Source organism: Streptomyces sp. NPDC005070 (assembly GCF_053600395.1).
The window spans coordinates 31820-55746 of the sequence record NZ_JBSFZS010000033.1 but is presented as its reverse complement, the minus strand read 5'-3'; the positions used below and the strand labels follow the sequence as shown (position 1 = coordinate 55746).

Genomic DNA, 23927 nt, shown 5'->3' with positions numbered 1-23927 from the left:
GTCGCGCACGAGGTCGATGGAGTCCGCCATGAGGAAGATCGTGTTGATGTCGTCGGTGTCCCTCGACGGATACATCGAGGGCCCGAACCGTGAGATCGACTGGCACCGGGTCGACGCCGAACTGCACCAGCACTTCAACGACCTGGTCAGAGGCTTCGGTGCCCTGATGTCCGGACGGGTGACCTACGAACTGATGGCCTCCTACTGGCCGACGGCCGACAAGGACCCGGACATCAGCCCGGAGATGGCCGAGTTCGCCGGGATCTGGCGGAACATCCCCAAGGTGGTGTTCTCGCGGACGCTCGAACGCGGCACGGGGCACACCACGGTCGTACGGGAGGTCGTGCCCGAGGAGATCCTGGCGCTCAAGGCGCAGGAGGGCGGCGACCTCGCGCTCAGCGGCGCCGATCTCGCCGCGGAATTCATGCGGCTGCGCCTCGTCGACGAGATCAGGCTGTACGTGCACCCCGTCCTCATCGGCGCCGGCAAACCCCTGTTCCCCGAGTCCGAGGCCCCGACCGACCTCCGCCTCGTCGAGACGCGGACCTTCGGCAACGGCGTCACCCTCCTGCGCTACGAGCGCGACACGACCGCGAAGACGGGCCATGCCACCGGGACGGCCGGAACCGCCGGGACGAACATCGCGTAAAGCGGTTGTCCGTGACCGGCGGCCTGGGTAGGAAGTCGGCATGACGTCGCTCGGTGTTGTCTTCCGGCCCCAACTGCCCCCCGAGCGGCTGCGCGCCCTGGCCCGCGAGGCGGAGGAGGCCGGGCTCGAGGAGCTGTGGCTGTGGGAGGACTGCTTCCTCGAAGGCGGCATCTCCGCCGCCGCGGCGGCGCTCGCCTGGACCGAGCGCCTGCAGGTGGGAGTGGGACTCCTGCCCGTCCCGCTGCGGAACGTCGCCGTCACGGCGATGGAGGCAGCCACCTTGTACCGGCTGTTCCCCGGGCGGGCCGTCGTCGCGGTCGGCCACGGCGTCCAGGACTGGATGGGACAGGTCGGGGCGCGGGCCGAGTCGCCCATGACGTTGCTGCGGGAGCATCTCGACGCGCTGCGCGCCCTGTTGCGCGGCGAGCGCGTGACCACCGAGGGGCGGTACGTGAAACTCGACGGAGTCGCCCTCGACTGGCCGCCCGCGGAGGTGCCCGAGGTCCTCACCGGCGCCACCGGGCCCCGTACGCTCCGCCTCGCCGGACAGGCGGCCGACGGCACGGTCCTCACCGCCTCGACCACCGTCGACGGGGTACGGCGGGCCCGCCGGCTCATCGACGAGGGACGGCAGGCGGCCGGCCGGACGGAGGAGCGCCACCGGGTCGTCGTCTATCTGCTCACCGCCACCGGGGACGGCGCCGCCGACCGGCTGCGTGCCGAGATCGAGGCCGACGGCGAGAGCGCCGTCCCGGACCGCGGGATCGCGGGTGACGCGGACGCCGTCGCCGAAGCCGTCCAGCGCCTCGTGGACGCCGGCGCCGACACGGTGGTTCTCCAGCCCACCGCCGACGAGCCGGACCCCGAGGGCTTCGTCCGCTTCGCGGCGGAAGAGGTGCGCCCGCTGATCCCTACGGCAGATTGACCGAAAACCTCCCAATGAAGGTCACTCGGCGTGAGATGTCCCCCCGGGTGACGGACGGCGGGCCGGGTGGGCGGCGCGCCGTGTGCGGAACATCTGCACGGGGTTTCCACATCGTTATCGATCGGCTGTCGCCAGGGATGTTCGGCTGACGTAGGTTCAGGCCAAGGTAATTCGCGTCAGCAAAGCTGCGCGTGTGGCACCGCGCAGAGGAGGGGGCTGCGCGGTGCTGCCTTCCCTGGTGACGTGATGTCAGGCGTGCCGGACCGTGATCCGGGCGCCGCGCCGCACGCCCCAGCGCTCCATCGCCCCGGCCTCCGCCTCCAGGACGTGCCGGGCCCGCGGCCGCGGCAGTCCCAGCCGGCCCGGACGCATCGTGCGTACCGCCAGGACCCGCGACGACCGGTCCAGATAGGCGACGTCGATCGCGAACCGCATCCCCAGGGTGTGCACCGAACTCGCCGGTGTGAGCAGCAGCGCGCCCTCGATCCCCGAGCGTCCGAGCAGTCCCCGCCGCCGGGCGCGCGCCGTGGCGGCCAGCTCCAGGGGCACCGGCTCGGGCGTCCCCTCCGGTGTGTCCGTCGTGAACGTGGCCATGGGTGCGAAGGTAGCGGGCGGGTCAAGCGAGGGGCGCCACGCGGATCACCCGCCCGGAGTACGGACGGGCGCGGCGGCGCCACGCCGCGGAAACGGTCACGAACCCATTGGATCTCTGTCGATCCTCCACGATTCCCTTTGAATCAGCCATGATTCAGCCATGATCACACCCGGAATCCATGGTTCCGTGCTCATCGTGGCGTTGCCGGACGACTCCGGAGAGTAGTTGTGGCACGCGGATGCACGCAGCATCACTTACGAAGGGTTATGGTGGAAACCCCCCCTCGGGCCGGTCCGTCTCCCCCCCACGGACCGGCCCGTTTTTTTGTGCCCGTGACGGCCCGCCGGGCGGGCGCCCCCGTGCGCCCCTCGGACGGGCCGCCCCGCGCGGCCCGGGATTCCGGTGACTCAGTGGCGTTGGGCCCAGATGTTCGTGCCCTGCGTCGACACCGCGAACGTGTCGATCTCCCTCAGCTCCTCGTCGGTGAGCCGCGGGGCCGCCAGCGCCTCCAGGTTCTCCTCGAGCTGCCGCACGCTGGACGCGCCGATGAGGGCGGAGGTCATCCGCTGGTCGCGCAGCACCCAGGTGAGCGCGAGCTGGGCGAGCGACTGGCCGCGCCGGGCCGCGATGTCGTTCAGCCCGTTCAGCCGGCGCACGACCTCGCCGCTCAGCAGGTCCGGGTCCAGCGACTTGCCCTGGGTGGCGCGCGAGCCGTCCGGGATGCCCTGGAGGTACTTGCCCGTGAGCAGGCCCTGCGCGAGCGGCGCGAAGGAGATGCAGCCCATGCCGGCCGCCTCCAGCGTGTCGAGCAGACCGTCGTCCTCGGTCCAGCGGTTGAGCATCGAGTACGAGGGCTGGTGGATGAGCGGACGGACGCCCATCCCGGTCAGGATCCGGGCCGCCTCCGCCGTCTGCTCGCTGCTGTACGAGGAGACGCCGACGTACAGCGCCTTGCCCTGCCGGACGGCGGACGCGAGCGCGCCCATCGTCTCCTCCAGCGGGGTGTCCGGGTCGAAGCGGTGCGAGTAGAAGATGTCGACGTAGTCGAGGCCCATCCGCTCCAGCGACTGGTCCAGCGAGGCCAGCAGGTACTTGCGGCTGCCCCACTCGCCGTACGGGCCGGGCCACATGTCGTAGCCCGCCTTGGAGGAGATGACCAGCTCGTCCCGGTGGGGGGCGACATCCTCCTTCAGCAGCTTGCCGAAGTTCAGCTCCGCCGAGCCGGGCGGCGGCCCGTAGTTGTTGGCGAGGTCGAAGTGGGTGACGCCGAGATCGAAGGCGCGGCGCAGGATCGCGCGCTGGGAGTCCAGCGAGCGGTCGTCGCCGAAGTTGTGCCACAGGCCGAGCGAGATCGCGGGCAGTTTGAGCCCGCTGCGGCCCGTACGCCGGTATTCCATCGAGTCGTACCGCTCCGTTGCGGCACGGTACAGAGTGGGGTCGTTCATGGGGACGAACCTATGTCAGGGTGCACAGGCCCCTCGGCAGGCCTCGCGTTGCACAGGGGTAGGCTTCGCCCCGGGGGACCGCCATATGGACAGGGACTGTGCTCGGGCGCGGCTGTCCGATCCGCACGGAGGGGCTGACAACACGTGACCTTGCGCGACAACCTGCGCCGTCTGCTGGTCAGGTTCTATGCACGCAGGGTGGAAGGCCACCTCGACCACGACCAGGTGCCCAAGCACATCGGCGTCATCATGGACGGCAACCGCCGCTGGGCGAAGGCCGCCGGCTCGACGACGGCCCAGGGACACCGGGCCGGAGCGGACAAGATCGAGGAGTTCCTCGGCTGGTGCGCGGAGACCGATGTCGAGGTCGTCACCCTGTGGCTGCTGTCCACCGACAACTTCGACCGCCCGCAGGAGGAGCTCGGTCCGCTCCTCGGCATCATCGAGGGCGTCGTCCGCACCCTGGCGGCCGACGGCCGCTGGCGGGTGCACCACGTCGGGACGCGGGACATCCTGCCCTCCCCGATGCAGTCGGCGCTCAAGGAGGCCGAGGAGGCCACCGCGCACGTCGAGGGCATAGTCGTGAACGTCGCCATCGGCTACGGCGGCCGCCAGGAGATCGCCGACGCCGTGCGCTCGATGATCCTCGACGCCGCCGACAAGGGGACCTCGATGGAGGATCTCGCGGACCGTGTCGACGTCGACCTCATCGGCAAGCACCTCTACACCGGTGCCCAGCCCGATCCCGACCTGGTGATCCGCACCAGCGGCGAGCAGCGGCTGTCCGGATTCATGCTCTGGCAGACCGCCCACTCCGAGTACTTCTTCTGCGAAGTCTTCTGGCCGGCCTTCCGCAAGGTCGACTTCCTGCGCGCCCTGCGCGACTACGCGGCGCGACACCGCCGTTACGGAGGCTGAAACTCCGGGCGTCCCGCGTACTTCGGGACACCCGGGAGGGACGCACGTCATCGGGAGTTAACGAACGCGCCGTCATCTGCCCTGGCATGGCTTGGCTCGTTCGAGGGCATAAGCCTTGCAGGTCGACGCCCGAACCACGGGTGTCGTATCTCAGCGGACGGCACGGGGCCGTCCGCCCGGGAGGCCCTTTGCACCAGCCCGATCGTGCGGTCAGCACGGACGAAGCGGAGGGCCGGTTTTCGGCCTGTGCATCGGTGCCGCGAACCGGTCCGGTTCTCCTTCGTCGCTCCCCGACCTCATCCGAGGGGGTACGTCCTTCCGTGGTGACCAGCACAAAGCGCCGCACGCCAGACCGGCGCACCTATGTTCTCGACACCAGCGTCCTGCTGGCCGACCCGAATGCCCTGAGCCGCTTCGACGAGCATGAAGTAGTGCTCCCGATCGTCGTGGTCACGGAGCTGGAGGCCAAGCGGCACCATCCCGAACTCGGATACTTCGCCCGGCAGGCACTGCGCCTGCTCGACGAGTTCCGGGTCCGGCACGGCCGCCTCGACTCCCCGATTCCCGTTGGGGACCTCGGCGGGACGGTACGCGTCGAGCTCAACCACTCGGACCCCAGCGTCCTGCCCAGCGGGTACCGCCTGGGGGACAACGACTCCCGCATCCTCGCGGTCGCCCGCAACCTGCAGGCCGAGGGATACGACGTCACCGTCGTCTCGAAGGACCTGCCGCTCAGGATCAAGGCGTCCTCGGTGGGTCTCCTCGCCGAGGAGTACCGCGCGGAGCTCGCCATCACGGGCTCGTCCGGCTGGACCGGGATGTCCGAACTGGCCCTGTCCGGGGAGCAGGTGGACATCCTCTTCGAGGAGGGGCACGTCTACGTCCCCGAAGCGGCCGCCCTGCCCGTGCACACGGGGCTGACGATCCAGTCGGAGCGCGGCAAGGCCCTCGGCCGTGTCACGGCCGACGGCAACGTCCGGCTCGTGCGCGGCGATCGCGAGGCGTTCGGCATCAAGGGCCGCAGTGCCGAGCAGCGCATCGCGCTCGATCTGCTGCTCGACCCGGACATCGGGATCCTGTCGATGGGCGGCCGGGCCGGCACCGGCAAGTCCGCGCTCGCGCTGTGCGCGGGTCTGGAGGCCGTCCTCGAACGCCGCCAGCACCAGAAGGTGATGGTCTTCCGGCCGCTGTACGCGGTGGGCGGGCAGGAGCTCGGCTATCTGCCCGGCTCCGAGTCCGAGAAGATGAGCCCCTGGGCCCAGGCGGTCTTCGACACGCTCTCCGCGGTCACCAGCCGCGAGGTCATCGAGGAGGTCACCGCGCGCGGCATGCTGGAGGTCCTGCCGCTCACGCACATCCGCGGCCGCTCGCTCCACGACGCGTTCGTGATCGTGGACGAGGCCCAGTCCCTGGAACGGAACGTCCTGTTGACCGTTCTGTCCCGTATCGGCGCCAATTCGCGGGTCGTTCTGACCCATGACGTGGCACAAAGGGACAATCTGCGCGTCGGGCGTTACGACGGAGTGGTCGCCGTCGTAGAGAAGTTGAAGGGCCATCCGCTCTTCGCGCACGTCACGCTGAATCGTTCCGAGAGGTCCCAGATTGCGGCACTCGTGACCGAAATGCTGGAGGACGGGCAGATCTGATCCAGGCTGTCCCACCTGGTCAAAGGGTGGTGAATACACGCTGGTTGGCGCCGTCCGGCAAAGGCGAAGAGCCTAGCCGGGCGGCGTCTTGCTGCGCTGGCGTTTCCTCGAAACAGCCGAGGCAAACGGGGTGTGAGCTTTCACACGTGACGCGGAATTGCCGTGCGGCGTCGCGTAACGGCTAGAGTCTCACTCCTGTCAGGCCCCGCATACGACACACCTGTACCCCCAGCGGCACAGAACACCGGAACCTCAGAACTCCATAGAGCCGTCGTATGCCGCCCGCGCACCACGCGGCGCTCCCTCAGCGGGAGTTGCCCACCGGGCCCGTGTCTCCCCGTGACCCCGCAGTTGGGAGGCCAGCGCCGAGGGGCACGATTGCGTCCGCGAGGGTCACCTAAACGGGCGATGCTGGAAGGAAACCGTGTGAGCCGGATTTCGGTCCGGGGATTCGCAGTGGCTTCGGCCACCGCGGTCACCGCTGTCGGAAGCGTGGTCGGAGTTGCCTCGGGCAGCGTCGCCCAGCCCTCGAACGATGCCGAGGCGACGGCGAGCGACTCGACTCTCCTCGCAGACATACCTGCCGGCCAGCAGGCCCAGGTGCAGACCGCGTCCCTGACGCAGCAGGCCGATGCCCAGGCCATCGCCGCCGACGCGAGCGCCAAGAAGGACGCGGAGGCAGCCGCCCGCAAGCAGGCGGCCGACGACGCCGTCGCGAAGCAGAAGGCTGCGGCGAAGGCGGAGAAGGAAGCCAAGGAGCGCAAGGAAGCCGAGGAAGCGGCCAGCCGCTCCGCGACGCGTGACGCCTCCAGCTTCTCGGTCCAGTCCTCGTACTCCGTCGCCCAGATCCAGGCGATGGCGGCTCAGATGGTGCCGAGCGGTCAGTTCCAGTGCTTCAGCAACATCGTGAACCACGAGTCGAGCTGGAACTACCACGCGGTCAACGCCTCCTCGGGTGCCTACGGTCTCTTCCAGGCCCTGCCCGCGGGCAAGTACGCGTCCGCCGGGTCCGACTGGCAGACCAATCCGGCCACCCAGATCAAGTGGGGCCTCAGCTACATGAACGGCCGGTACGGCAGCCCGTGTGAGGCCTGGTCGTTCTGGCAGGCCAACAGCTGGTACTGAGTTCCACGCCGTACACCGGCGGCTCAACCTTGCCGAGCCCCTCCCCGTCCTAGGGGGAGGGGCTTCGGCCATGTACGGTCGGATCCGACGACTCCAGGGGGAGTGGTGGGGAGCGGCGGGGGAAGAGGACGCATCATGTCGCGTGTACCAGGATGGCTCGGCCGGATCGGCGCCGGACTCACCGAGCTGGGAGAGCGGTTGGACGAACGCCGCGCCGAGGTCGAGCTGGAGTCGCGGGGCCCCGTCGACGGTGAGGACGGCCTCGACGGGCCGGCCCCCCTCGACGCACCCGGCATTCACACGAAGACTCCCGGGCCCTCCGGTACCCCCGCCGGCCCGGCGTCGGACGCCGACGCCTCCGCGCTCCCGGTCCAGCGCCCCTCCGAGGAGCAGGCCGCGGCGCTCGCGTACACACCGCAGCCCCACCGTCCCGACCCCGCTCTCGCCGTGCCGTGGGGAGTGCGCGTCGCCGCCGAGGCGAGCTGGCGGCTGCTCATCCTCGCGGGCACCGTCTGGGTGCTGATGCGGGTCATCAGCGCCGTCCAGCTCGTCGTGCTGGCCTTCGTGGCCGCGCTGCTCATCACCGCGCTGCTCCAGCCCACGGTGGCCCGGCTCACCCTGTACGGGGTGCCGCGCGGACTCGCCACCGCGCTCACCGCGATCCTCGGCTTCGTCATCATGGGGCTGGTCGGCTGGTTCGTGGTCTGGCAGGTCCAGGAGAACATCGACAACCTCTCCAACCAGATCCAGGACGGCATCGACGAGCTGCGCAAGTGGCTCCTCAAGGGCCCGTTCCACGTCACCGACAAGCAGATCAACGAGATCGCCAAGAACCTCCGCGAGGCGATCGGCGCGAACACGGACCAGATCACCTCGGCGGGTCTGCAGGGCGTGACGGTGATCGTCGAGGCCCTCACGGGCATCCTGCTGACGATGTTCTCGACCCTCTTCCTGCTCTACGACGGCAAGCGGATCTGGGAGTGGTCGCTCAAGCTCGTCCCGGCCGCCGCACGGACCGGGGTCGCGGGCGCCGGCCCGCGCGCGTGGCGCACGCTCACCGCCTACGTCCGCGGCACGGTGATCGTCGCCATGATCGACGCGATCTTCATCGGCCTGGGCCTCTACATCCTCAAGGTCCCCATGGCCGTGCCGCTCGCCGTCTTCATCTTCCTCGGCGCGTTCATCCCGCTGGTGGGCGCGGTGATCTCCGGGGCGCTGGCCGTGGTGGTCGCGCTGGTGACCCAGGGCGTCTTCGTGGCCGTCATGACGCTCGTCGTGGTCCTCGCCGTCCAGCAGATCGAGGGCCACATCCTGCAACCCTTCATCCTGGGCCGCGCGGTCCGCGTCCACCCCCTGGCGGTGGTCCTCTCGGTCGCCGCCGGTGGCATGATCGCCGGCATCGGCGGAGCGGTCGTCGCGGTCCCGCTGGTCGCCGTGACCAACACGGTGGTCGTGTACCTGCGTTCGTACGCCGGTGAGGCGGAGCTCCGGCACACCCCCGAGCCCCGCGGCGCGACCGCGGTGGACGCCTCCCCGGCCCACCGGCCGACCTCGTAGCGAGCTCGAACGAAACACACAGGGCCCCGCCCACCGAGATGGTGGGCGGGGCCCTGTGTCCGCGTGTCGAGGACTACACGGCGAGGTGCGCCTCGGCGTCCAGCGTGGCGGCGACGGCCTGGAGCACGGCCGCGATCTTGAACGCCTCCTGGATCGTCTCCCGGTCGACGCCCGCCTTGCGGAGCACCTGCTCGTGGGAGTCGAGGCACTGGCCGCAGCCGTTGATCGCGGAGACGGCGAGCGACCACAGCTCGAAGTCGACCTTCTCCACACCCGGGTTGCCGATGACGTTCATCCGCAGACCGGCGCGCATCGTCCCGTACTCCGGGTCCGACAGCAGGTGCCGCGTCCGGTAGAAGACGTTGTTCATCGCCATGATCGCGGCGGCCGACTTGGCGGCGGTGTACGCCTCGGGCGACAACTGCGCCTTCGCCTCGGGCTCCAGCTCACGCAGCACGCGCGGGGACCGCGAGGCGATGGCGCAGGCCAGCACCGTGCCCCAGAGCTGCTGCTGCGGGAGGTCACTGTTGCCGATCACCGAACCGAGGTTCAGGCGCAGGTCCTTGGCGTAGTCCGGTATGGCGGACTTCAGTTCGTCGAGAGCCATGGAAGGTCACTCACCGGCCAGCAGGGCGACCGGGTCGAGGGTGGTCTCGCCCTTCGTCCAGTTGCACGGGCAGAGCTCGTCCGTCTGGAGAGCGTCCAGGACCCGCAGGACCTCCTTGGGGTTACGGCCGACTGAGCCGGCGGTCACCATGGAGAACTGGATCTCGTTGTTCTGGTCGACGATGAAGACGGCACGCTTGGCGAAGCCGTCCTCGCCCTCGATGCCGAGGTCGCGCATGAGCTCGTGCTTCGAGTCGGCCATCATCGGGAAGGGCAGGTCACGCAGGTCGTCGTGGTCCTTGCGCCAGGCGTGGTGCACGAACTCGGAGTCGCCGGAGAAGCCCAGCACCTGCGCGTCACGGTCGGCGAACTCGTCGTTCAGCTTGCCGAAGGCCGCGATCTCGGTGGGGCACACGAAGGTGAAGTCCTTGGGCCACGCGAAGACGATCTTCCACTTGCCCTCGTAGGTCTTGTGGTCGATCTGCTCGAACTCCTGGCCCTTCTCCAGCGAGACGCAGGCGGTCAGGTCGAACGTGGGGAACTTGTCACCGACAGTGAGCACAAACTCTCCTTGCAGCAAGGGATAGCCCTTTTTGGGGGTCTTTCCCTAGGGGGGTGGACGGCCCTGATCGTGGCACAGCCGGTATTGATTCGGGAAATAGCTACACTTGGTCGTGTTGATCGACTGCGGCTATCAGTGACGCCCGGTGAACCGACCCGGAAGGACGAGTACGGCCATGGTGAGCCCCACCGGCAGGACGGGCGGCAAGGGCGGCGGGCGCCGTACCCCCAGCCTCGCGCAGCTCCGCGCGTTCACCGCCGTCGCCGAGCATCTGCACTTCCGGGACGCGGCCGCCGCGATCGGCATGAGCCAGCCCGCGCTGTCCGGTGCCGTCTCCGCGCTGGAGGAGACCCTCGGGGTGACCCTCCTGGAGCGTACGACCCGCAAGGTGCTCCTGTCGCCCGCCGGCGAGCGCCTCGCCGTACGCGCCAAGGCCGTTCTGGCCGAGGTCGGCGCGCTGATGGAGGAGGCGGAGGCCGTACGGGCGCCGTTCACCGGGGCACTGCGCCTGGGGGTCATCCCCACCGTCGCCCCCTACCTCCTGCCGACCGTCCTGCGTCTCGTCCACGACCGCTACCCCGACCTCGACCTCCAGGTGCACGAGGAGCAGACGGCCAACCTGCTGGAGGGGCTGACGGTCGGCCGGCTCGACCTGCTGCTGCTCGCGGTCCCCCTCGGAGTCCCCGGTGTCGTCGAACTCCCGCTGTTCGACGAGGACTTCGTGCTGGTGACCCCGCTCGGCCACGAGCTCGGCGGGCAGGAGGGCATTCCGCGCGAGGCGCTGCGGGAACTGCGGCTGCTGCTGCTCGACGAGGGCCACTGCCTGCGCGACCAGGCCCTGGACATCTGCCGTGAGGCCGGGCGCGCCGACGCCCCCGTGACCACCACCGCCGCGGGCCTGTCGACCCTCGTCCAGCTCGTCGCCGGCGGTCTCGGGGTGACCCTGCTGCCCCGTACCGCCGTCAAGGTGGAGACGACCCGCAGCGATCAGCTCCTCACCGGGTACTTCGCGGACCCGGCTCCCACCCGGCGGATCGCGCTCGCGATGCGGTCGGGCGCGGCGCGGAGCACGGAGTACCAGGAACTCGCGCAGGCCCTGCGCGAGGCTCTGCGCCCCCTGCCCGTGCGGGTGTTGGGCGCGGAATCCTGAACCGCCGTACAGAGTCGGTCAATCGCGCGACCGATGAAGTCCCGTGACAGCCGGGAAATTTCAAGTTCCGTCAGGTAGTGCGACTCCCGCTGGGTTATCCGCCCCGGCTGATACACATACCCCCTCAGGGTGATTCGTCAGGCATCTGTGCGAAGTGCCGGAAGTTCCAAGGGGAGTGATGACGGGCATTCGGGATTCCCTTGGCAGGGTCGGATACGACCTGCTGTCGCACGCGCTGAGCGAATGCCAGAGCACACGGGCGACGGGGAAACTGCGGGTGTCCGGAAAACCCGGGGGAGTCTTCCATCTCCGCGACGGGGCGGTCGTCGCCGTCGAAAGTCCCGGCGCCCCGGGTGCCGAGGCGCGGCTGCTGCGCTCCGGCCGGGTCAGCGGGGAGCAGTGGGCCGAACTGCTCCGCGAGTCCGGCTGCACCCGGTGGCCCGAGGCCGGACTGATCGCGCACGGATACGCGGGGGCCGCACAGCTCCGGGTCGTCTGCATGATGGCGATGCAGGACGCGGCGTTCGCCGTCGTGGCCGGTGACGTGGAGGCGTGCGACCCGCTCGACGCCGCCTTCGAGCCGTACGCGCCGGTCGTCCTCGGCGAGACCCCCGGGCGGCTGCTGCAGGACGCGGCGAGGAAGCTGGCGGCCGTCGCCGGCCTGCCGCGGCCCGTACGGCCGGACCGGGAACGCCCCGTGCCGTCCGCGGTGCCGGACGAGATACGCCAGCAGCTCCCGCCACCGCACAAGGAGCTGCTGGCCCATGCCGACGGTCGCCGGACGGCCCGCGACATCGCCTTCGCGACCGGGCTCGGCGCCTACACCGTCACGGTGGGGATGGCCCGCATGCTCGGCGAGGGGCTGCTGGAACTGCCGGCGGAGTCCGATTCCGCCCCCCGCGTCACCGTGCGCGACCTGCCCACCGGAGCGCTCCGGCAGCGGCCCACCGGAGCCCCGCCCGCCCTGGACCCCGAGCTGTTCTCCGCCCTGTCGTCCGCGGTGGCCGCCGGAGAGTCCGCGGCACCGGAGCCCCGGCCGGCCCCCGGCCCGCCACCCGGGTCGATCGCTCCGGCCCTGCCCCGCAGAGAGCCCGGCGCGCATGCCCCGTCGCTGCCCCGCCGTGAGCCCGGCGCGAGCGGAATAGCCGAAACCCTCGCCCCCGAAAGGGCCGGGGCGAGCTGGAAAGGATTCTTCCGGCTGCGCCACCGGATCTGGACCCCGGACTCCGGAACGTAGAACCGACATGCCTGTCAACGATCGAATGCGCACCATCATCAGGGAGTTCAACGCATGAATCACGAGGCACTGGCCAGGGAAATGAGGGAACTCCGGGAACAGGTGCCCGGAATCACCGATACGGCGGTGGCGGCCGCCGACGGAATGCTCATCGCGGCCGACACCGCCGACATGATCGACCCGGAGAGCCTCGCCGCGATCGCCGCCGCGGGACTCGGCATCGCCCGCCGCGCGACGGCGGTGACCGGCCGGGGCGCGTTCCGCCAGACCGTGACCTACGGCAGTCAGGGCCTCGCGGCCTTCTACGCGGTCGGCGACACCGCGCTGATGATCGTCCTCGGCGACGAGGGCATCGACCTCGAACGGCTCCACGAGCAGACCCGGCCGACCCTCGGCCGCATCGGATCGATTCTCACCGGGACCGGCCCCGACCCGCTCGCCGGGACACCCGCCGAGCCCGATCCGCCCGCCGTGGCTCCCGACGCACTCGTCGGAGCCGTGACCGACACCGCGACCGAAGGGGTATGACGACATGGCCACCAAGCGAATGACACCCGGGTTCTCCGACCAGATCATGGGCCTGGTCAAATCACTGCGCACCGACGCCCCGGACTGCGTCGCCTCCGGAGCGGTCGACATGTCGACCGGAATGCTGCTGAGTTACGAGACCGTCGACAACCATCCGCCGGAGGTCCTGGACCTGCTCGCGGGCGCGACCCTCGATCTGTTCCAGGGGCGTACGGTCCAGATGATCGAGGACGTCTTCAAGGAGCGGCGCGGCATCGAGTCCGACTCGCACTTCTTCCAGGAGATCCTGGTCAACAGCGACAACCTCACCCATCTGTTCGTGCGGATGGGCGATCAGCAGGACGTCGTCGCCGTGGTCGTCTGCCGCAAGTCGGTGAACGTCGGCATGCTCTTCGCCCAGGTCCGCCGCGTGGTGAAGGAGTACAGCATGTGAACGCCGACCGGTGGCCCTCCCCGGGCGGGGAGGGCCACCGGCGACGGCACCCGGGGGCGCGGACGGTGTCCCGCCGCGCCGTGTCCGTCCGGGGTCCTACTCGGTGCGCAGTCCGTCCGGCCGCATCAGCCGGATCAGCGGCGGCAGGCTGAGCAGGGTCACCAGGAGCACGACACCCGCGCCGATACCGGTCATCGACAGCACACTCGCCCAGTCCACGCTCACCGAGGTCCCGGTCATCTTGAGCAGGACCGTGCCGAGGGTGAGCCCCACGACGGCCGCGAGGCCGAGCCCCAGCGCGATCGGGATCGCGGTCTGCCACAGCACCGACATGCTCAGGGTGCGGCGCCGGGTGCCGAAGGCGACCAGCGCCGACAGCAGCTTCTTGCGCTCGCGGAGCTGTTCGAGCTGCGAGATCAGCAGGCTCGCGCCGATCAGCACGAGGACGCACGCCGCGCCGACGGACAGGCCCGTGCGGATGGACGTGAACTTCCGGGACTGGGTCGTCGCCGTCCAGACGGTGGCGTCGGCCAGGGGTCCGATCCTCGCTGCGCTGTTGCGCACCAGTTCGATGACGTCCGGCACCGACTCGTCGAGCTGGACGTAGACCGTCGTGCGCGTGACGGACGCGGCCCGCTCGGGCAGCGCGCCGGGCGTGAAGAGGAAGCCGCCGAGCTCGCTGCCCGACGGGTCCTTGCGCAGACCGGCCGGCCTGACCCCCTTCGGCACCGTCCAGGCGATCTCCTCGCCCTTGCTGGAGGAGCCGTAGGAGGGGTCGAACCAGAGCCTGGTGCCGGCCTTGTCGAGTTTCGCGGTGCTGGTGTCCCACGCGGCGTTCTCGACGGCGAAGATGTCACCGTCCCGGCAGGAGGGCAGCACGGCCGTCTCCCGCAGCGCCGCGCAGTCGCCGACCGTCGCGGTCGTCGAGTTCTCCGGTTCGTCGCGCCCGTCGCCCACGTCGGTCCGCGCCAGAGCGGTCAGGTGGGTGACGCCCTTCGTCCCGGACAGGTACCGGACCGCCCGGGCCGACGAGACCCCGTCCGGTACGGCGACGGACATCTGGGCCCGGGTGAGGTCTTCCTTGCTGATCTTCGTGTAGTCGTCGTCGACCCCGGCGAACAGCATCTGCAGGGCTATCGCGCCGGCCACCGCCACGGCGATGCCGTTGACCAGGCGGGCCGCCGAGCCGCTGCTCAACTGAAGCCTGCGGATGGCCAGTTGCCAGGCCACGCCACCGGAGTTCAGCCGGGCGACGACCGCCTCGACCACCCAGGGCAGCAGCGCGGTGATGCCGACCAGCAGCAGCAGGACGCCGCCGATGACGAGGTACTGGTTGAAGTCCCCGTTGGACCGCCCCTGCCCGATCATCGGGTACAGCATCGCGAGGCCGCCCAGCGGGAGCAGCAGCCGCCACCACAGCCGGCGCCGCGAGGGCCGCGCCGTGCGCACCACGCCGAGCGGCTCGATGACGACACCGCGCAGCGCGAGGAGCGTCACCGCGACCGCGGCGGACGGGACCGCGACGGCCACCAGCGCCACCAGCGCGGGAGAGGGATCGAGGTCGGCCGGGAAGACGCTGATCCTGAAGACCATGATCAGCCCGGCGACCTGACGTCCGGCCAGGAAGAATCCCGCGCCGAGGACCAGTCCGAGCAGCGCTCCGGCCAGCGCCTCGCCGGCGGCGATCCGCCGGGTCATCCGCCCGTCCGCGCCGACCAGCCGCAGCGCCGCGAGCCGCCGGTCACGCCGCTCGCCGCCGAACCGGACGGCGGCGGCGATGAACACGCCGACCGGCATGAGCAGCACGACGAAGACGATCAGCACCAGCAGCACCAGGACGGGGTCCATGGCTTCGGACTGCCCCGGGGAGCCGAACGTGTCGATGCGTTCGACCCGGCCGGTGCCGACACCGGCCGCGGGCAGGCTCGCCGAGCCCGCGTAGTAGGCGAGCTCGTGCGGACCGACCAGCCCGGCGTCGGCGATCGTGCCGCTGACCCGGTATCCCAGGCGCTCGCGCAGCAGCGTGCCGTCCGCGGACTTCAGGAGCCGGTCGAGAGCGGGCGACACGACCATGTCACCGGGTGCGGGGAACGCGGACACGCCCGGCGGCAGCGGGGCCCGCGGACCCTCGGGCCGGACCAGCCGGCCCCGTACCTCCTCGTCGTGGAAGGTGGTGTCCGTGTGCGCGACGATCAGGGTGCGGTCCGACTTCTTCTTGACCGTCGCGCTGTACGTGAGGTCGCTGCGGGCGCTCTCCCGGTCGTGCCGGGAGGCCAGCGCGCTCGGCAGCGCGGTGGTGAGCAGCAGCAGCGCCACCCCGAGCCCGACCCCGACGGCCGTCAGCAGGACCCGCACCCATGCCTCGCGGCCCCCGGTCACCGCGAACCTGGCGCCCATGGCGAGGTCGCGGGTCCACTGGCGGGCACTCATACGATCCGCTCCATGTCCCTGGACCTGCCGTCGCGTACGACGACCTCACGGTCCGAGTAGGCCGCGACGCGCGCCTCGTGCGTGACGAGCACGACGGCGGCGTTCGTCGAACGGGCCGCGTCCGTCAGCAGCTCCATCACGCGCTCGCCGTTGAGGGAGTCGAGCGCGCCGGTCGGCTCGTCGGCGAACAGCACCCGGGGGCTGGTGACCAGCGAACGGGCGACGGCCACGCGCTGGCCCTGTCCTCCGGAGACCTCGCCGGGCCGCTTGTCCTTGAGGTCGTCGACCTCCAGCCGTTCCATCCAGGACAGCGCGGTGCGCTCGGCCTCCTTGCGGCCGGTGCCGTTCAGCCGCAGCGGCAGCGCCACGTTCTCGACGCAGCTCAGCTCCGGTACGAGCTGGCCGAACTGGAAGACGAACCCGAACGCGGAGCGGCGCAGCGCACTGCGCTGGGCGTCGTTCATCGTCGCCATCTCGCGGCCGTCGTACGTGATCGAGCCCGAGTCGGGGGTGACGATACCGGCGAGGCAGTGGAGCAGAGTGGACTTGCCGGAGCCGGAGGGGCCCATCACGGCGACGACCTCGCCGGGGTGGATGGAGAAGCCGGCACCGTCCAGCGCGGTGGTCGGGCCGTAGGTCTTGCGCAGCTCCGAGGCGGTGAGCAGGGAGCCGGGGGGAGGGGCGGCCGTGGTCATCGGGTCGTCACCGCCTCGGCGAGCCTGTCGAGGCGCGCGGCCGTCAGTTCCAGCCACCGTAGATCGGCCTCCAGGTGGAAGAGGGCGTGGTCGCAGATGAGCTGGTCGGCCAGGTCGCCCTTGCGCTTGCGCTCGGTCAGCATGCGCATCATCCGCAGATGCTCCGAGCGCTGGCTGTCGAGGAGCTCGCTCGCGTCCCGGTGGGTCAGCAGGGCGAGAACGACTTTCGTGTACAGGGTCGACTGGAGGTACGGCTCGGGCGTCTCCGGCGTCGCGAGCCAGCGCTGCACGTCGGTGACGCCGGCCTCGGTGATCGCGTACCGCTTGCGCTCGGGCCCGTCGCCCGCCTCGATCCCGTCGATCTCGACGAGCCCGTTCTTCAGCAGCCGCGACATCGTCGAGTAGACCTGGCCGTAGTGCAGAGGCCGGTCGTGACCGAATTTCTCGTCGAAGGCCCGCTTCAGGTCGTAACCGTGGCGCGGCCCGGACTCCAGGAGCCCTAGAAGGGTGTGACCGATGGACATGCCGAGCACTCTACACACGGCGTATACACGACGTGTATACGCATCGCGTATAGGTCACGTGGGAGAGGGGTCGGGCGCGGGGAACCCGCTGGTCACGGCCGATTGTCACGGTTCTGGAACCGTCGGCCGCTCCTTCCCGGGCCCGTGGCGCGCGCCCTCCCGCACGCGGGACGGCGCCCCGTGCCCTCGGGCGCCCGCCCTCCCGCGACCCGGGAGCACGAGGGCAGGCGAGGACCGGGTCCGCGCGCCGGACGCCCGCTGTTCGTCGTCTCACTTTCCTCCGTCCCGGCAACCTTCCGGCCCTTCCGCACGTCGGATTCAGTGAGGCGGTGCCCATGGGCGTGCTGATTGTCACGTCCGGAAAAGGCCGGATCGGCGCCCCTTTGTCATAGCGCGCGGTGTTAGCTTGCTGAGCTGACCTGACCGGCGAACTTGTGTGCCACACGAGAATGAAGCGGAGCGGATCGACCCATGGGACGAGCTGAAGAGAGACGAGCGCGGCAGGCGCAGGGCCGCCGCGCGGCGCCCCAGCGCTCGTCCGGACACGAGTCCGCGGGCGCCGCGCCGGGGGCGAAGGCGGGCGGCAAGCCCCGCCGCACCGGCATACGCCGGTTCGTGAACTGGAAGACGCTCCTCGGGACGTTCCTCGGCTTCTGCCTGCTCGGCATGGGCGGCTTCATCGTGCTCTACATGGTCGTGTCGGTGCCCGAGGGCAACGCGGCCGCGAGGCGCCAGAGCAACATCTACAAGTACAGCGACGGCTCGATGCTCGGGCGCAGCGGCAAGGTCAACCGCGAGATAGTCGACCTGGACAAGGTGCCCAAGAGCGTCCAGAAGACGTTCGTCGCCGCCGAGAACAAGTCCTTCTACGGCGACTCGGGCATCGACCTCAAGGGCACCGCCCGAGGTCTGATCAACACCCTGTCCGGCAAGGGCAAGCAGGGTGGTTCGACGATCACCCAGCAGTACGTCAAGAACTACTACCTCAGCCAGGACCAGACCGTCACGCGCAAGCTGAAGGAAATGGTCATCTCGCTGAAGGTGGACCGCAAGAAGTCCAAGGACGACATTCTCGCGGGCTACATCAACACCAGCTACTACGGCCGCAACGCGTACGGCATCCAGGCCGCGGCGCAGGCCTACTACCGCGTCGACGCCGAGGACCTCTCGGTCGGTCAGGGCGCCTACCTCGCCTCGCTGCTCCAGGCCCCGAGCCAGTACGACTGGGCGGTCGCCTCGACGACCGGCAAGAAGCTGGTCCAGGCCCGCTGGAACTACACCCTCGACAACATGGTCGAGATGCACTGGCTCGACGCGGGCAAGCGCGCCGGCATGAAGTTCCCGGTCCCCAAGGAACCCAAGGGCGCGCCGGGCATGGAGGGCCAGACCGGCTATCTGGTGGAGGCGGCCAACAACGAGGTGGCCAAGCAACTCGTCGCCGGGGGCACCGCCGAGGACCTGGACGACGCCAAGGCCCTGCTCACCGCGGGCGGCTGGACCATCACGCTCAACGTCGACAAGACGAAGCAGGCGCTGCTGGAGAAGACCGTCAAACAGCAGCTCACCAGCAAGCTGGACCCGAAGAAGCGCAAGGTCGACGCCAACGTCCAGGCCGGTGCCACGTCGGTCGACCCCAAGACCGGCAAGATCCTCGCGATGTACGGCGGCACGGACTACTTCAAGCACTACATCAACAACGCGACACGCCACGACTACCAGGCCGCGTCGACGTTCAAGCCGATGATCCTCGCGGCCGCCCTCGACGAGCAGGCCAAGACGCGCTCCGGGCAGCCGATCACCGCGAACACGATCTACGACGGCACCAACCGCCGTCCCGTCGTCGGCAGCGACATCGGCTTCGCGCCGCCGAACGAGGACGAGGCCAGCTATGGCCCCGTCACCGTGCAGACCGCGATGAACAAGTCCATCAACTCCGTCTTCGCGCAGATGGGCGTCGACGTCGGCATGGACGAGGTGCTGAAGGTCGCGGGCAAGCTCGGCATGAACACCAAGGACCTCCAGGCGGTGCCCGCGCAGACCCTCGGCTCCATGGGCGCGAGCCCGCTGGAGATGGCGGGCGCGTACGCCACGCTCGACAATCACGGCAAGAAGGTCACCCCGGCTCTCGTCGCCAAGGCCGAGCACAAGGACGCCACGGTCGCGATGCCGGACCCGATCGGCGAGCAGGTCATCAGCGAGGAGGCCGCCGACACGGTCACCTCGGTGCTGACCGGCGTGGTCGACGACGGTACGGCCAGGGAGTCCGTGGCGAACAACCCGGCCCGCGACGGCCAGCAGGTCGCGGGCAAGACGGGTACGTCGGACAAGAACAAGTCCGCCTGGTTCACCGGCTACACGCCGAACCTGGTCACCTCGGTCCTGCTGTTCGGTGAGGACCCGAAGAGCCATGCCCATGTCCCGCTGTACGGGGCAGGTGGCGTGGCGCGCGTCAACGGTGGTGGCTTCCCGGCGAAGATCTGGGCGGCCTACACGTTCGAGGCGATGGCGGGCAAGGTCACCAAGTTCGACCTGAACACCACGTCGGGCGCGGCGGTGGCACCGACCGACCTGCCCACCGCCAGCCAGACGCCGTCCAGCACGCCGTCGTCGACCCCGACGACCGAGGAGCCGACGACGGAGCCGCCCACCACGAGCAGCCCGCCGACCCCCACGGACGAGCCGACGACGACCGAGCCGACGACGACGAGCCCGTCCACACCGACGAGTTCGCCCACCGACGGCGGCGCCCTGGAGAATCCGTTCGACCAGACAAGTCAGTAGCGCCCGCGTCCCTGACGTGCGAGGGGGCACCCGGAGATCCGGGTGCCCCTTTCGCTTTGCCGCCGCCGCGGCCGGACCCTCGCCGCCGCGCTCGGGCGTGTGCCGCGGCCGGCTCTCGGGCGCGCCTCAGCCTCCGTCGACGCTCCGCGCGATCCGGTCGCCGGTCTCCTTGTCCACGCTGCGCCAGTACTGGAAGGCGCGCTCCAGCACCGGGCGGGTGACACCGGCCTGGAGATGGCCGCTCACGTTGCCCACCAGCCGGTCCCGGGCCGCGTCGTCGAGCACCTCGCGGACCATCGTGCCCGCCTGGCCGAAGTCGTCGTCCTCGCGGTGCGGCCTGTACGCCTCGCGCACCAGCTCACCGGCGGTCTGCCAGCTCGCGGGGTCGCCGAAGCGGCCGTCGTAGTCGGCCGCGGGGCCACCGTAGGAGTTCGGCGCGTACGGGCGGGACGCCTTCGACGGCTCGTAGCGCATCGCGCCGTCCTTGGCGTACGAGTTCACCGGGGCGTGCGGCCGGTTGGGCGGGAGCTGGCTGTAGTTGGGGCCGATCCGGTGACGGTGGGTGTCGGGGTACGAGAACAGCCGTCCCAGCAGCATCTTGTCCGGCGAGGGCCCGATGCCGGGCACCATGTTCGAGGGCTCGAAGGCGGCCTGCTCGATGTGGACGAAGTAGTCCTCGGGATTGCGGTCCAGGACCATGCGGCCCACGTCGATCAGCGGGTAGTCCCCGTGCGGCCAGACCTTCGTCAGGTCGAACGGGTTGAACCGGTAGTCCGCCGCGTCCTCGAACGGCATGATCTGGACCTTCAGCGTCCAGCTCGGCGCGTCGCCCGACCCGATCGACTCGAACAGATCACGGCGGTGCCTGTCGGGGTCCTTCCCCGCGAACTCGTCGGCCTCCGCCTGGGTGAGGAAGTCGATGCCCTGGTCGGTCTTGAAGTGGTACTTCACCCAGAACCGTTCACCACCGCCGTTGATCCACATGTAGGTGTGGGAGCTGTAGCCGTTCATGTGGCGGTACGTCCTCGGGATGCCCCGGTCGCCCATCAGCCAGGTCACCTGATGCGCGGACTCGGGCGAGAGCGTCCAGAAGTCCCACTGCATGTCGTGGTCGCGCAGCCCGGACACCGGGTGGCGCTTCTGTGAGCGGATGAAGTCCTGGAACTTGATCGTGTCACGGACGAAGAAGACGGGGGTGTTGTTGCCCACCATGTCGTAATTGCCGTGCTCGGTGTAGAACTTCAGCGCGAAGCCGCGCGGGTCGCGCCAGGTGTCGGGGGAACCCTGTTCGCCCGCGACGGTCGAGAAGCGCGCCAGCATCTCGGTGCGCCTGCCCGGCTGGAACAGATCGGCCTTCGTGAACTGACTGACGTCGTTGGTCACTTCGAAGAATCCGTACGCGCCACTGCCCTTGGCGTGCACCACCCGCTCGGGCACCCGCTCCCGGTTGAACTGCGCCATCTTCTCGATGAGGTAGTGGTCCTGGAGCAGGATCGGGCCGTCGGGGCCGACGGTGAGCGAGTGTTCGTCGCTCTCCACCGGAATCCCGACGTTGTTCGTGGTGTACGGAGCCTTCCGGGATGCCTGCGTCACGAGCGTCCTCCCGTCGGAGATGAGGTCGTCAGGTCGCTTCGATCACCCCAGCAGTCAACGCCGCCGACACCATGTCGGCAACACGGGGACGGACCCGGCACCAGCCCGGCCACGCCCGCACCGAACCACCGGCCCGGGCACTGCCGGGCACCGGCACGGACACCGTCCGGCACCGGTACCGGCGCGCCTTCGGCGCCCGGCCCACCGGGGCGAGGCCGGACGAGTACCCGGTCAGTTCCGGTTCAACTCGAACCAGACGACCTTTCCCGTACTCAGCCGGGTCGCCCCCCACCGCCGCGCCAGCCGGTTCACCAGGAACAGCCCACGACCGCCCTCGTCCGTGGCCCGCGCCTGCCGCAGCCGCGGAAGCTGGGGCACGTCGTCACCGACCTCGCAGCGCAGGACGTCCGTCCGCAGCAGCCGCAGCGTCACCGGCCGCGACGCGTACCGCACCGCGTTCGTCACGACCTCGCTGACCAGCAGCTCCACCGAGTCGGTCATGTCCTCCATGCCCCAGCGGGCCAGCGCCCGCCGGGCCAGACGCCGGGCGCGGCCGGGCGCCGCGTCCTCCGGCTCCAGGAACCAGTACGCGACATCGCTCGGCGCGATCCCGTCGAACCGCGCGGCGAGCAGCGCGATGTCGTCGTCCCGGTCGCCCGGGCCGAGCATGTCGAGCACCTCGTCGCACAGGGCTTCCAGCGGCGGCGGATGATCCGGCCCGGTCAGCGCGGCGACCGCCGCGAGCTTCTCCCGGAGCTGCTCTATGCCCGTCCAGACGTCCCTCAGGCGCGACTCGACCAGACCGTCCGTGTACAGCAGGAGCGTCGCCCCGGCCGGCGCGTCCAGCTCCACCGCCTCGAAATCGACCCCGCCCACGCCGATGGGGGCGCCCGGCGGCACCCGCAGCACCTCGGCCCGCCCGCCCAGATGCAGCAGCACCGGCGGCGGATGGCCCGCGTTGGCGATCGTGATCCGGTGCGACACCGGGTCGTAGACGGCGTACAGGCAGGTCGCCATGCGGTCGGTGCCGAGGCGCTGCGCCTGCTCGTCGAGATGGTGCAGCACCTCCTGCGGCGGCAGATCGAGGCCCGCGAGGGTCTGCGCCGTCGTCCGGAGCTGGCCCATGATCGCCGCCGACGTCATGGAGTGGCCCATCACGTCACCGACGACCAGTGCGACCCGGCTGCCCGGCAGCGGGATCGCGTCGTACCAGTCGCCGCCCACCCGGGCCGTCTCCGCGGCCGGCAGATAGCGGGACGCGAGCCGTACCCCCGTGGGCCGCGGCAGCGTCTCGGGCAGCATCGTGCGCTGCAGCTCGTCGGCGATGTACGCCTCACGGCCGTACAGCACCGCCTTGTCGATGCCGAGCGCGCTGTGCGTGGCGAGCTGCGCCGCGACCAGCAGATCGTCCGCCTCGAAGGCGAGCCGCTCCGGCCGGCGCAGGAACAGCGCCGCCCCGATCACCCGGCGCCGGCCGCGCAGCGGGGCGAGGATCGCACGCTGACCGCTCGGCACCGGCAGATCGTCGCCGAGCAGCTCGGGCAGCGCGGCCCGGGCGGCGGGCGCGTCCGCGAACACCGGCCGCACCCCGCGCAGCACCTCCGCGAGCGCCCCGCCGGGGCGCACCTCGCACAGCTCGGCCGTCATCGCCGACAGCTCGCTGGGTTCCGGACGCAGCGCGGGCAGGAAACCGCTCTCGGTGTCCCGCTCCTCGGGAATCCGGTCCGTGCGCCGCAGCCGCAGCACAAGAGGCCCCGTCGGCCGTTCGTCACCGACCGGCAGCGGGTCGCGCAGATAGACGAGGATCGCGTCGGAGAAGGTCGGCACGGTCGCCCGGCACAGCCCCATCACGATCTCGTCGAGGTCGATGCCCCGGGCGATCCGCCGGGTCGCGGCGCCCACGAAGCGCAGCCGGTCCCCGTCCCGCCGCATCGGCATCGGGCCGCCCGTGGGCACGCCCTGCCCGCTACGGCGCTCCTTGCCGCCGGAGGTCCGCGCGACCCGGCCCTGCTCGGCGTCCGGCTGGATCGGAATGCCCTCCGGCGCGGGCCGGGGGCGGTGGGTGTCGGGCTCGGTCACCGAGGGCTGCGAGTGCTCGGAGCCGGATCCGGAAGGGGCCGGCGAGGGCGAGGGCACGTCCGTGCCCGAGGACGCGGACACGCCGGCGTCGGGCACCTGGCCGGCGGCCTTGCCGCGCTTGCCGCGCGCCTTCGACGCACCCGAACCCCTCGGTGCGTCACCCGTGCGGGCCTGTACCGGTAACGCGCCGGAACCCGGGAGCCGGTCCGGCGGCTCCGAGGTACGCAGGAGCGCCCCGCGAGGGTCCGCGGGGGCGGGCGCGCCGCTCTGCCGGCGCTCGTGCGAGGTGGGGTGCTCCGTCACGCGTGTCGAGTCCATCCGTCCGGGGCTGCGCGCCGTGCGCGCAGTTCTTCCCGCAGCCCCGATACCCGGAATGTGTGCCCCAGGAACGGATTCTGCGTGTCGTCAGGGCCGGGACCGACGGCGCGAACGGCCGCCGCCCGGCACGG

General features: G+C 70.5%; 20 protein-coding genes. 11 read left to right on the top strand and 9 right to left on the bottom strand.

Annotated elements, in window-relative coordinates; translation table 11 throughout:
* Window positions 1-28: 28 nt before the first annotated feature.
* Window positions 29-649: a dihydrofolate reductase family protein gene (locus ACWEBX_RS14030; RefSeq protein WP_451885103.1), complete on the top strand. Its 621-nt coding sequence runs from the start codon at window positions 29-31 to the stop codon at window positions 647-649.
* 40 nt (window positions 650-689) lie between these two features.
* Entirely contained in the window at window positions 690-1574 is an 885-nt protein-coding gene (locus ACWEBX_RS14025) for an LLM class flavin-dependent oxidoreductase (protein ID WP_451885102.1), read from the top strand.
* Between the two features lie 249 nt (window positions 1575-1823).
* Here ACWEBX_RS14025 and ACWEBX_RS14020 read toward each other — a convergent pair whose 3' ends face one another.
* Both ACWEBX_RS14020 and mgrA read right to left on the bottom strand, forming a co-directional pair.
* Complete coding sequence (locus tag ACWEBX_RS14020; protein ID WP_384788014.1) at window positions 1824-2168, bottom strand: DUF192 domain-containing protein; 345 nt, start codon at window positions 2166-2168, stop codon at window positions 1824-1826.
* A 408-nt stretch (window positions 2169-2576) separates the two neighbouring features.
* The gene (gene mgrA, locus ACWEBX_RS14015) at window positions 2577-3614 is read right to left on the bottom strand and encodes an L-glyceraldehyde 3-phosphate reductase (RefSeq protein ID WP_451885101.1); all 1038 of its coding nucleotides are present in this window, start codon (window positions 3612-3614) and stop codon (window positions 2577-2579) included.
* A gap of 144 nt (window positions 3615-3758) precedes the next feature.
* Between mgrA and ACWEBX_RS14010 the strand changes: the two genes are divergently transcribed.
* From ACWEBX_RS14010 to ACWEBX_RS13995, 4 genes are all read left to right on the top strand, one after another.
* Window positions 3759-4532, top strand: a complete 774-nt coding sequence (locus ACWEBX_RS14010) for an isoprenyl transferase (RefSeq protein ID WP_451885100.1) — start codon at window positions 3759-3761, stop codon at window positions 4530-4532.
* 320 nt (window positions 4533-4852) lie between these two features.
* The gene (locus ACWEBX_RS14005; RefSeq protein WP_451885099.1) at window positions 4853-6178 is read left to right on the top strand and encodes a PhoH family protein; all 1326 of its coding nucleotides are present in this window, start codon (window positions 4853-4855) and stop codon (window positions 6176-6178) included.
* 426 nt (window positions 6179-6604) lie between these two features.
* Complete coding sequence (locus ACWEBX_RS14000) at window positions 6605-7303, top strand: aggregation-promoting factor C-terminal-like domain-containing protein (protein ID WP_451885098.1); 699 nt, start codon at window positions 6605-6607, stop codon at window positions 7301-7303.
* A gap of 135 nt (window positions 7304-7438) precedes the next feature.
* Window positions 7439-8860, top strand: a complete 1422-nt coding sequence (locus tag ACWEBX_RS13995; protein ID WP_451885097.1) for an AI-2E family transporter — start codon at window positions 7439-7441, stop codon at window positions 8858-8860.
* A 73-nt stretch (window positions 8861-8933) separates the two neighbouring features.
* On the opposite strand, the gene ACWEBX_RS13990 is transcribed toward ACWEBX_RS13995, so the two are convergent.
* Window positions 8934-9467 (bottom strand): alkyl hydroperoxide reductase, encoded by a 534-nt coding sequence (locus tag ACWEBX_RS13990; RefSeq protein WP_382787873.1) that lies wholly within the window; start codon window positions 9465-9467, stop codon window positions 8934-8936.
* A gap of 6 nt (window positions 9468-9473) precedes the next feature.
* Window positions 9474-10028 (bottom strand): peroxiredoxin, encoded by a 555-nt coding sequence (locus tag ACWEBX_RS13985; RefSeq protein ID WP_451885096.1) that lies wholly within the window; start codon window positions 10026-10028, stop codon window positions 9474-9476.
* A gap of 175 nt (window positions 10029-10203) precedes the next feature.
* Here ACWEBX_RS13985 and ACWEBX_RS13980 point away from each other — a divergent pair, with 175 nt between their 5' ends.
* The 4 genes from ACWEBX_RS13980 (at window position 10204) to ACWEBX_RS13965 (ending at window position 13376) form a co-directional block, all read left to right on the top strand.
* Window positions 10204-11178: a LysR substrate-binding domain-containing protein gene (locus ACWEBX_RS13980; RefSeq protein WP_451885095.1), complete on the top strand. Its 975-nt coding sequence runs from the start codon at window positions 10204-10206 to the stop codon at window positions 11176-11178.
* 178 nt (window positions 11179-11356) lie between these two features.
* Entirely contained in the window at window positions 11357-12415 is a 1059-nt protein-coding gene (locus ACWEBX_RS13975) for a MarR family transcriptional regulator (RefSeq protein ID WP_451885094.1), read from the top strand.
* Between the two features lie 54 nt (window positions 12416-12469).
* Window positions 12470-12943, top strand: a complete 474-nt coding sequence (locus tag ACWEBX_RS13970; RefSeq protein WP_451885093.1) for a roadblock/LC7 domain-containing protein — start codon at window positions 12470-12472, stop codon at window positions 12941-12943.
* A gap of 4 nt (window positions 12944-12947) precedes the next feature.
* The gene (locus tag ACWEBX_RS13965; RefSeq protein WP_451885092.1) at window positions 12948-13376 is read left to right on the top strand and encodes a hypothetical protein; all 429 of its coding nucleotides are present in this window, start codon (window positions 12948-12950) and stop codon (window positions 13374-13376) included.
* A 96-nt stretch (window positions 13377-13472) separates the two neighbouring features.
* Here the strand turns inward: ACWEBX_RS13965 and ACWEBX_RS13960 are convergent, their stop codons facing one another.
* From ACWEBX_RS13960 to ACWEBX_RS13950, 3 genes are read right to left on the bottom strand one after another with little or no spacing between them, the layout of a single operon-like run.
* On the bottom strand, window positions 13473-15806 hold the full coding sequence (locus tag ACWEBX_RS13960; RefSeq protein WP_451885091.1) for an ABC transporter permease: 2334 nt from the start codon (window positions 15804-15806) through the stop codon (window positions 13473-13475).
* Window positions 15803-16501 carry an ABC transporter ATP-binding protein gene (locus ACWEBX_RS13955; protein WP_451885090.1) on the bottom strand — a complete coding sequence of 233 codons (699 nt, stop codon included), beginning with the start codon at window positions 16499-16501 and terminating at the stop codon, window positions 15803-15805. The genes ACWEBX_RS13960 and ACWEBX_RS13955 overlap by 4 nt, the downstream gene beginning before the upstream one ends.
* The gene (locus ACWEBX_RS13950; protein WP_451885089.1) at window positions 16498-17025 is read right to left on the bottom strand and encodes a PadR family transcriptional regulator; all 528 of its coding nucleotides are present in this window, start codon (window positions 17023-17025) and stop codon (window positions 16498-16500) included. Before ACWEBX_RS13950 ends, ACWEBX_RS13955 begins: the two co-directional genes overlap by 4 nt.
* A gap of 471 nt (window positions 17026-17496) precedes the next feature.
* Here ACWEBX_RS13950 and ACWEBX_RS13945 point away from each other — a divergent pair, with 471 nt between their 5' ends.
* On the top strand, window positions 17497-19806 hold the full coding sequence (locus tag ACWEBX_RS13945) for a transglycosylase domain-containing protein (protein ID WP_451885088.1): 2310 nt from the start codon (window positions 17497-17499) through the stop codon (window positions 19804-19806).
* A gap of 126 nt (window positions 19807-19932) precedes the next feature.
* Here ACWEBX_RS13945 and ACWEBX_RS13940 read toward each other — a convergent pair whose 3' ends face one another.
* Both ACWEBX_RS13940 and ACWEBX_RS13935 read right to left on the bottom strand, forming a co-directional pair.
* Window positions 19933-21399 (bottom strand): catalase, encoded by a 1467-nt coding sequence (locus ACWEBX_RS13940; protein WP_451885087.1) that lies wholly within the window; start codon window positions 21397-21399, stop codon window positions 19933-19935.
* A 231-nt stretch (window positions 21400-21630) separates the two neighbouring features.
* Window positions 21631-23796: a SpoIIE family protein phosphatase gene (locus ACWEBX_RS13935; RefSeq protein WP_451885086.1), complete on the bottom strand. Its 2166-nt coding sequence runs from the start codon at window positions 23794-23796 to the stop codon at window positions 21631-21633.
* Window positions 23797-23927 lie beyond the last annotated feature (131 nt).

What these genes read in the sequence shown, in the direction of transcription:
- ACWEBX_RS13945 (WP_451885088.1), top strand. Translation starts at nt 17,497, where the DNA reads ATGGGACGAGCTGAAGAGAGACGAGCGCGGCAGGCGCAGGGCCGCCGC.
- ACWEBX_RS13965 (WP_451885092.1), top strand. Translation starts at nt 12,948, where the DNA reads ATGGCCACCAAGCGAATGACACCCGGGTTCTCCGACCAGATCATGGGC.
- ACWEBX_RS14020 (WP_384788014.1), bottom strand. Translation starts at nt 2,168, where the DNA reads ATGGCCACGTTCACGACGGACACACCGGAGGGGACGCCCGAGCCGGTG.
- ACWEBX_RS13970 (WP_451885093.1), top strand. Translation starts at nt 12,470, where the DNA reads ATGAATCACGAGGCACTGGCCAGGGAAATGAGGGAACTCCGGGAACAG.
- ACWEBX_RS13935 (WP_451885086.1), bottom strand. Translation starts at nt 23,796, where the DNA reads ATGGACTCGACACGCGTGACGGAGCACCCCACCTCGCACGAGCGCCGG.
- ACWEBX_RS13990 (WP_382787873.1), bottom strand. Translation starts at nt 9,467, where the DNA reads ATGGCTCTCGACGAACTGAAGTCCGCCATACCGGACTACGCCAAGGAC.
- ACWEBX_RS13975 (WP_451885094.1), top strand. Translation starts at nt 11,357, where the DNA reads ATGACGGGCATTCGGGATTCCCTTGGCAGGGTCGGATACGACCTGCTG.
- mgrA (WP_451885101.1), bottom strand. Translation starts at nt 3,614, where the DNA reads ATGAACGACCCCACTCTGTACCGTGCCGCAACGGAGCGGTACGACTCG.
- ACWEBX_RS14030 (WP_451885103.1), top strand. Translation starts at nt 29, where the DNA reads ATGAGGAAGATCGTGTTGATGTCGTCGGTGTCCCTCGACGGATACATC.
- ACWEBX_RS13980 (WP_451885095.1), top strand. Translation starts at nt 10,204, where the DNA reads ATGGTGAGCCCCACCGGCAGGACGGGCGGCAAGGGCGGCGGGCGCCGT.
- ACWEBX_RS13995 (WP_451885097.1), top strand. Translation starts at nt 7,439, where the DNA reads ATGTCGCGTGTACCAGGATGGCTCGGCCGGATCGGCGCCGGACTCACC.
- ACWEBX_RS13955 (WP_451885090.1), bottom strand. Translation starts at nt 16,501, where the DNA reads ATGACCACGGCCGCCCCTCCCCCCGGCTCCCTGCTCACCGCCTCGGAG.
- ACWEBX_RS13950 (WP_451885089.1), bottom strand. Translation starts at nt 17,025, where the DNA reads ATGTCCATCGGTCACACCCTTCTAGGGCTCCTGGAGTCCGGGCCGCGC.
- ACWEBX_RS14025 (WP_451885102.1), top strand. Translation starts at nt 690, where the DNA reads ATGACGTCGCTCGGTGTTGTCTTCCGGCCCCAACTGCCCCCCGAGCGG.
- ACWEBX_RS13960 (WP_451885091.1), bottom strand. Translation starts at nt 15,806, where the DNA reads ATGAGTGCCCGCCAGTGGACCCGCGACCTCGCCATGGGCGCCAGGTTC.